Origin of the sequence: Archangium sp. (assembly GCF_036388035.1) — a bacterium.
In the GTDB taxonomy this organism is placed as follows: Bacteria; Myxococcota; Myxococcia; order Myxococcales; family Myxococcaceae; genus Archangium.
On sequence record NZ_DASVSO010000777.1, the window covers coordinates 1 to 7,740 of the forward strand.

The following is a 7,740-nucleotide window of genomic DNA, read 5'->3' on the forward strand; positions in this document are numbered from 1 at the left end:
TGGCTGGACGGCCCCGGCTCCGGGCAGATGGAGCTGAAGGTGGACGGCAGCGCCGTGCCTCCCGAGCCGGCGCCGCCCGAGCCCTTCACCGTGCCCACGGTGCGCATCCGCTCCTTCCCCGTCACCGGCCCCGCCCATGAGGTGGAGGTGCTCAACACGGGAGGCGGCGCCCTCACCGTGCTGGGCGCGGCGTTGGACCTGGAGCAGCCCGGGGTGGCCTACGACGCGGTGGGCCTGCCGGGCTCCACCGCCTCCACCCTGGCCAGCATGGAGCCCCAGGCGCTCGCCGCGCAGATTTCGTCGCGCAAGCCCCAGCTCCTCGTCTTCTGGTACGGCACCAACGAGAGCGGCCAAGCGGACCTGGACGCGGCGAAGCTGCGCACCGAGTACGGCGCCCTCATCGCCCGTCTGAAGAAGGACGCGGGCGGCTCCGAGTGCCTCCTCATCGGCACCACCGACCGGCTGCAGCAGCGCGCGGACGGCGGGTGGGAGCTGGCCCCCGGGCTCGCCAAGGTGGCGAAGGCGCTACCCGAGGTGGCGCGCGAGCAGGGCTGCGCGTACTGGTCCGCGCGCTCGGCCATGGGCGGGGACAACAGCATGTCGCGCTGGCAGCGCGACGGGCTCGCCCACACCGACGGCATCCACCTGTCGCCCGAGGGCTACGAGAAGCTCGCGGGCCTGTTCCTCTCCGACCTGCTCGCGGCGTACGAGGCCTCCAAGGCCCAGCCGTCGGCGCTCGCGGCGGAGGGCCGCTGACGTGTACTTCCACAGCCTCCAGTTCATCTTCTTCCTCACCGTCACCTTCGCCCTGTACTGGGCCCTGCACCGCCACAAGTGGGCGCGGCTGGGTGTGTTGATGGTGGCGAGCGTCCTCTTCTATTCGATGTGGACGCCACTCCCGCTGCTGCTCTTCTTCGGGGCCACGGGCATCAACCACCTGTGCATCAAGGGCTTCCGGCGCTCGCAGTCGCCGGGGGTGCGCAAGGCGCTGGTGACGGTGTCCATCGTCAGCACGCTCGGGGTGCTGTGCGCCTTCAAGTACGCGGACCTGTTCCGCGAGACGGCGGTGGCGCTGCTCGGCCCGCTGGGCATCCACGTGCGCACCGAGCCCTTCGGGCTGCTGCTGCCGGTGGGCCTGTCCTTCTTCACCTTCCAGGCCATCAGCTACGTGGTGGACCAGTACCGGGGGGAAATCCAGAAGGAGCACACCTTCTTCGAGCACCTGCTCTACCTGCTCTTCTTCCCGCACCTGGTGGCGGGCCCCATCGTGCGCGCCTCGCACCTCATCGAGCGCTTCGACGACACGCCCCGGCTGACGTCCGAGGAGGGGGGCCGCGGCCTGTACCGCATCGCGGTGGGCATGGTGAAGAAGCTGGTCATCGCGGACGTGCTGGGCTCGGGCCTGGTGGACCCCGTCTTCGCCTCGCCGGAGGCATACACCTCGGCCGAGTGCTTCGTGGCGGCGGTGGCCTACAGCTTCGAGCTCTACTTCGACTTCTCGGCGTACTCGGACATCGCCATCGGCACGGCGGCGCTCTTCGGCTTCAAGTTCGAGGAGAACTTCAACCGCCCGTACCTCGCGACGAACCTCTTCGACTTCTGGAGCCGCTGGCACATCAGCCTCTCCACGTGGCTGCGCGACTACCTCTACCGGCCGCTGGGCGGCAACCGGGTCTCCAAGCCCCGGGCGCTCCTCAACCTGATGATCACCATGGGGCTGGGCGGCCTGTGGCACGGAGCGGACTGGCGCTTCGCCATCTGGGGCCTCGCGCACGGAGCGATGGAGTGCGGCATCCGCGTGTGGTGGTGGGTGACGGGCAAGCCGCCGAAGGAAGGTCCCATGGCGTGGGTGCGCGCGGGGCTGGGCCTGGTGATGACCTTCACCGTGGTGGTGCTCACGCGCGTCGTCTTCCGCTCACCGACGCTGGCGCACGCGGGGGAGATGTACGCGCGGCTCTTCGAGGGCAGCATGGGCTTCGCCAACGTGAGCACCATCGTCTGGGCGATGCTGACGGTGGCGGCGGTGAGCCACGTGGTGCCGCTGCGCTTCTTCTTCCAGGCGGGCGACCTCTTCGTGAAGCTGCCCGTGCCGGTGCGCGCGATGGTGCTGGTGGCCATCGGCCTGGGCGTGCGCCACCTGTCCTCGGTGGAAACCCGCCCGTACGTCTACTTCCAGTTCTGAGTCACCCGGTCAGCCTCTGGACCGGGCTTGCTCGAGCGCGGCGATGAGCTTCTCGGGATGCTGCGAGCCCACCAGGAGCTTGCGTCCGTCACGGAACTCCAACTGGACGCCACGATTGCCGGACACGGTGTAGGCCCAGCCGCCACGCCCCCGCCGGATGCCCCAGCCTCCGTAGTCGGAGAGGGGCCGGAAGTCGCACACTTCCCAGCGGGAGACGTCCTGAAGGGGATAGTGCTTCCGGAGGAACGGAACGAACCGGATCGACAGGCTCCCTCCCTCCACACGCACCACGAGCTTCATATAGGCGAAGAGGGCCAGCGGCAGAAGCCCGAGGACGAGTACCCCAGCGAAGACCCCGGCGAGCTCCGCATCACGTTCGACGACGAGCTGCATCCCGATGCTCAGGAGGGGAATGAGCATGGAGCAGACCAGCAGCACCCAGATCCACGGCTGGCGGAAACGCTGTGTTTCTTCGTAGAGGATTTTGTCGGTCATCCGCACGGGCCTTCATTCCGCCAGAGCGTTCATTCTTTCAATCGGCTGCGCAGTGTTTGTGCTTCCTTCCGTGCGACTGCAGCGCCAACACTATCTCCGATAACATCTCGTATAATTGCGACGTTTTTTAGGGATGTAGCAAGATCCTCAATGGCCTGAGGGATGTCGCCCATTCGTTCATAGAGCTGGCGAGCAAGGATAAGGACCTCCTCGTAGGCGGCTCTGGCCGCTGGGAGGTTGCCCAAACGATTCTGCACGTTGCCCACCCTGTCGAGGGTCACGCCAAGGTCACGGAGAGCCTCAGGAATATCACCCAAAACGGCTCGAAGCTGACGGGTGAGAACAAGGGACTCCTCGTAAGCGGCTCTAGCCGCCGAGAGATTGCCCAGGAGTTGTCGCACGTCGCCCACGTTGTTGAGGGAAATTGATATTCCTCGGAGGATCGCGGGCGTGTTACCCAATGCATCACGGATCTGCCGTCGAAGGGCGAGGGACTCCTCGTAGGCAACATTGGCAGCTGAGAGGTCGCCCAAGTCTTCCTGCACATTGCCCACCCTATCGAGAGAAATAGAGAGGTCGTGAAGGACCTCGGGCTTATCGCCTAGGGCAGCGCGGAGCTGACGGCGAAGAGAGAGGGACTCTTCAAAGGCAGTGCTGGCAGCATGACGGTGTCCTAGGCTTCGCTGCACGTCGCCTACCCTTTCGAGAGAGATGGAGAGGTTGCGAAGGACCTCGGGCTTATCGCCCACGGCAGCGCGGAGTTGACGACGAAGGGTGAGGGACTCCTCGTAAGCAGCGCTGACGGCCGGGATGTGCCCCAGGCTTTGCTGAACGTCGCCCACTTTGCCGAGGGCTACGGAGAGTTCGTGGAGGACACTGGGTGTATCGCCCAAGGCAGTGCGGATTTGGCGACGGAGGTTGAGCGACTCTTCGTAGGCGGCTCTGGCTACCGAGAGTTGGCCTAAGCGTAGCTGCACGTCGCCCACTTTGTTGAGTGAAACGGAGAGTTCATGAAGTGCCTCGGGAGCATCACCCAGGGCAGCTCGGAACTGGCGGTCGAGAGCGAGGGACTCCTCGTAGGCGGCTAGGGCCGACGCGAGTTCGCCTAGCTCAAGAGCGATATTTGCCAGTTCACTCAACAGTCCGGAGCGATATCGATTGTCAAAGCTCCCCAGAACCTTTACCGCCTGCGCCAAGTGCTCTTCGGCTGCAGCCAAATCTCCATAGGCTTTCTCGGCCAGGGCAAGTTTATGGAGCGTCATCGCTTGCAGGCGAGGCTCTGCCCGCGATTGCTCAATCGCAAGCTCTCGTGCTCTGCGAGCTGCCTCGACAGCCTCACCCGTTCGTCCCGATGAAAGCAGCGCATCCACCCGACGTAGCAGAACCTCTATTAGGTGTGGGTCATCGATAGTCGCCTTCGCCATGAGTCGCTCTGATTCGGCGAGCGCAAACTCCGTCAGTGCGTCAGCTTCGGAGGCTTGTCCGCTCACAGACCGCTCCGAAAAGGATGCCGTATTCAGGTGAGACTCACGCGGCAAGCCTTCCGCCACCAAGGGGAGTTCGACCACCAACGCACGAATAGACCAGAGGTCCGAAGCTGCCTCCCGAATGGGCAGCTTCATTTCTGGAGGAGCAACGAGCACGAGGCCACCCTGCATGTGTCGGCGCAGGGCATCGCGCCGCTCGTTCATGCGAGAGACCAGTTCCAGCCATGCCTCCCGCCAGGGTTGTTCCGTTCCATCGCCTAGGTCGAGGTGCAAGGCTTCCACCCAGGCGCACCCAGCACTCGCGACATCAAGGGTGAACAGCGAGGGCAGCAGGCCCTTCAAGGCCGCAGGGCTGTCGGGTTGGAAGGACTCCAACCGGCGCGTCTGTCCACGCAGCAGACGCTCAGTACGGCGGCGTAGCACACCCGAGGACAGGGGTGATGGCGAGAAGATGAACCCCAGCCAGAACCCTTCAGCCAGTTCCACCTGACGCCGCAATCTCTGCCACTCCGCTTCGCCTCCAGGGCCGATATCCTCTTCGGTGACAGGCTTCATGGCTCCCTGTCATGGCTCCTTCGCCGAGCGCTTGCTGACTGCCTCTACCTGATCCTTCACAACGTCGCGCACAAGAGGGTGCACGTCGTACCACTCGTGACCGTTCCGGTAGTAAAGCGCGAGGTGTGTATCGAGGTAGCGCGCGAGATCATGCAGTACCTTGATGTCTGGCAGCGCTACGCCATGCGTGGTGGCGATCAGATGCAGCCACTTCGCATCCGCATCGGCGATGGGAAGGAACTCGGAGCGGACCTGCGCAATGGCGGCATCCACCGTCGCTTGTGGCACCGGAAGACGATCGGCGCGACGGATGATCTCGGAGAACAACCGCAGGAAGTCGCGCAGGTGCCCGCCGGACAGGAGGCTCAACGCATCGAGCGTCCCACGTTCGGGGCCGAGCAGTGCTCGCCAATCCCCTCGCGCGGAGATGAGTCGTTCCAGCAGGTCGAGGCCCGGCTGGAAGACGCTCCCGGAGCTGTCGCGCACCTTCAGGGCCGGAAGAACCTGGACACCGCCTGGGGAGTAGAGCGTTCCAAGGTTCGGGTACAGCACCTTCAGATACGGGGGAATCGTATAGACGACGTGCAGGTGGTTGAACTGAAGCTTCTCGCTGTGGCTGGTGAACAGGTTCACCACCGAGTCCTGCACGGCCGTCGCATTGGTCGACGTCCCACGGATGTGCTCCATCGAGTCCAGCAGGAGCACGACCTCCGTATCGGGTCCATACCGGTCCTTGACCCTCTTCACACAGCCCGCGACGTAGGCGCGCACGTCCTCGACCAACGCTCCGAGGTGCCCCGCCATCCGCTTTTGGAGCGTCTCCCGGAACGAGGGGTCGCTCTTGAGCGCGACCTTGATGCCCACCGAGGACAGGTCCGAGAGATTGAGGTGGGTGCTCTTCAGGAAGGTGGAGAAGCGAGCCCAGTAGCCTTCCTTCGCAGGGTCACCAGTGAGGAATCCCTCTTTGTGGAGCGCATCCCCAAAGGCACCGGCCACCGCCAGGAGGAAGTCGACGATGTCGACGCCCTGCGACAGGTTGATGTAGTCCTCGATGTCGCAGAGCACGACCTTGTAGTCACCGTGCTCGCTCAGGTGCTTGCGCAGACGGTGCAGCTCGGTGCTCTTTCCACTCCCACGGAAACCCGAGAAGAGCTGCACGCTCTGCCCGAGGGCGAACTCGATGGGACGCGCCAGCAGCTTGACCGGGTCATGTGGGGCCAGCTCCGGGGTGTCGTACAGCGGCACGTAGCGATTCGTGTCGCTCCCGTTGAACTCGATGGGCTGATCGGTGACCGCGCGGAAGAAGTTGCGAAGGAACGCCAGGTCTTTGGTTTCCATGCGCGTTGTTTCAGCTCCTGAAGGGCCCTTGGATGCGCCTGCAACTACATGCGCTCCTAACAGATGCACCGGAAGCTGGCGAGATGCTGGACCGCTTGCTGGCCCACTCGCTGTACTGTTCAAGGACCTACCTACCCCGCCGCTGCCAGGGACGAGGCGCGCTCCCCCGCCCTTGAGCGCTTACGCCGCCCAGCGGCGCACGATGCGATCCGTCACCTCGGCCCGCACCGAATCGGCGCGGACGTCCATGCCCATGCCCCGGGCGCTGAAGCGGTGCATCGTGCCCTTCTTGGGAGCCGAGCCCGAGCGCACCTCGTCCGCCTGCCACAGCTCGCCACCACTGGCGAGCACGGCCTGCCGCAGGCGCACGTCGAACTCCGTCTCGGACAGCAGCCGCATGTGCTCCACCAGCAGCTCCACCGTCGCGTCCGCATCGGGCCGCTGCGCCTCCGGGCCGGCGAGGCTGCGGAAGATCTCCGCGTGGCGGTGGGCCGGGAGGAAGGCGGCGTAACCGGGCCGCAGCACCGCCACCCCGGGCTCCGCCCGCTGGCCGGAGCGCACGGACTCCGGCAGGCGACTGGCCGGGAGCACGGACACCTCGGCCACCTGCCGCGAGCCATCCACCGCCCCCAGGAAGGGCGAGCGGCGGTGAAGGTCGAGCAACGCGGCCAGTCGGCCGGCGTGGCCCGCGTGGCGCACGGTGAGCGAGCGGCTGCCCTCGACGCGCACCTCGCCCCAGGCCGGCAGGGAGGAGATGCCACCGGGTGCGATCGACTCCAGCGACACCTGCACCGGCTCGCCGAAGCGCGGCTGCCACATCAACCGCTTCGCGGTGAGCCAGAACCGGCCCGAGCACCGCAGGTGGAAGTAGAGGAAGAGCGCGCCACCCGCGATGAGCAGGGGGCCGGGGTGGCCGACCCGCGCCATCCAGTGGCGGTTGGTGAGGGTGAGCAGCGCGAACACCCACGAGCCGGGCCACGCGAGCAGGTGACGCCACCCCTGGGTGCCCTGGAGCAGCACGGGCTCGTCCTGCCCGGGGGGCTGGGGCACGGGCTCGCGCACCAGGGCCTCCAGCGCGCCGAGCACCTCGCCCAGGGACGCCCCACTCCGCCGGGTGAAGTGGGTCAGCCGCTTGCGCGCGAGCACCTCCAGCCGGGAGCGCCGCTGGCGCAACGTCCGGAGGGACTCGCCCTCCTCACCCAGGGCCAACAGCTCGAGGACGGGCGCCTCCAACGCCCCCGCCTCCCGCAGCCGCTCCGCGTGCGCGCGCAGCAGGCGCTTCCAGCGGGGCGAGCGCATCATTCGCGAGAGCTCGGCGTAGCACGCGAGGGCCGGGTCCATCGCCCAGTGGGCGCCGCGAGCCTCGGACGCGAGGCGCGTCTCCGTTGGGGAAGCGCCAGAGCCAGGGTGGGGGAAAGCCAGCGTCATGGCGGGAATCCTCTCGCGAAGGGTCCCCTCCCAAACGGCCGGCCCCCGGCGTTTGAATCCAAGTCACGAATTCCTGCCGGGGGTGGACGGCTGGAGGAGGCACGAGCGAGCATACCCCTGCTCCCCCGCTCCCCGCCAACCCGGTTCGCTCCAGGTCACCTCAGACCCGGCGTCGCCGCATGCCTCCGTCCGTGGACGGCTCGTACTGGAGGAGCGGCGGCGCGCGCGGCAGGTAGAGGATGAAGCCGGTGCCCT

Annotated in this window: 6 protein-coding genes; 2 read left to right on the top strand and 4 right to left on the bottom strand. The window is 66.4% G+C overall.

Translation table 11 applies throughout. From position 1 onward, the window contains the following. Positions 1-756 (top strand): SGNH/GDSL hydrolase family protein (locus tag VF697_RS31915; protein WP_331100878.1); only part of this gene is annotated, 756 nt, incomplete at its 5' end. Between the two features lies 1 nt (position 757). After that, positions 758-2,182 carry an MBOAT family O-acyltransferase gene (locus VF697_RS31920; protein ID WP_331100879.1) on the top strand — a complete coding sequence of 475 codons (1,425 nt, stop codon included), beginning with the start codon at positions 758-760 and terminating at the stop codon, positions 2,180-2,182. Between the two features lie 9 nt (positions 2,183-2,191). Here VF697_RS31920 and VF697_RS31925 read toward each other — a convergent pair whose 3' ends face one another. The 4 genes from VF697_RS31925 to VF697_RS31940 all read right to left on the bottom strand — a co-directional run bounded on the left by VF697_RS31925 (position 2,192) and on the right by VF697_RS31940 (position 7,485). Then, a complete protein-coding gene (locus VF697_RS31925) occupies positions 2,192-2,677 on the bottom strand; it encodes a hypothetical protein (protein ID WP_331100880.1) in 486 nt (161 codons plus the stop codon). A 29-nt stretch (positions 2,678-2,706) separates the two neighbouring features. Further along, on the bottom strand, positions 2,707-4,719 hold the full coding sequence (locus tag VF697_RS31930) for a tetratricopeptide repeat protein (protein WP_331100881.1): 2,013 nt from the start codon (positions 4,717-4,719) through the stop codon (positions 2,707-2,709). 9 nt (positions 4,720-4,728) lie between these two features. Beyond that, a complete protein-coding gene (locus tag VF697_RS31935; protein WP_331100882.1) occupies positions 4,729-6,057 on the bottom strand; it encodes a hypothetical protein in 1,329 nt (442 codons plus the stop codon). Between the two features lie 180 nt (positions 6,058-6,237). Further along, positions 6,238-7,485, bottom strand: a complete 1,248-nt coding sequence (locus VF697_RS31940) for a hypothetical protein (RefSeq protein WP_331100883.1) — start codon at positions 7,483-7,485, stop codon at positions 6,238-6,240. Positions 7,486-7,740: the final 255 nt, after the last annotated feature.

Excerpts from the sequence above, each read along its gene's own strand:
- VF697_RS31925 (WP_331100880.1), bottom strand. The coding sequence starts at position 2,677 with ATGACCGACAAAATCCTCTACGAAGAAACACAGCGTTTCCGCCAGCCG.
- VF697_RS31935 (WP_331100882.1), bottom strand. The coding sequence starts at position 6,057 with ATGGAAACCAAAGACCTGGCGTTCCTTCGCAACTTCTTCCGCGCGGTC.
- VF697_RS31940 (WP_331100883.1), bottom strand. The coding sequence starts at position 7,485 with ATGACGCTGGCTTTCCCCCACCCTGGCTCTGGCGCTTCCCCAACGGAG.
- VF697_RS31930 (WP_331100881.1), bottom strand. The coding sequence starts at position 4,719 with ATGAAGCCTGTCACCGAAGAGGATATCGGCCCTGGAGGCGAAGCGGAG.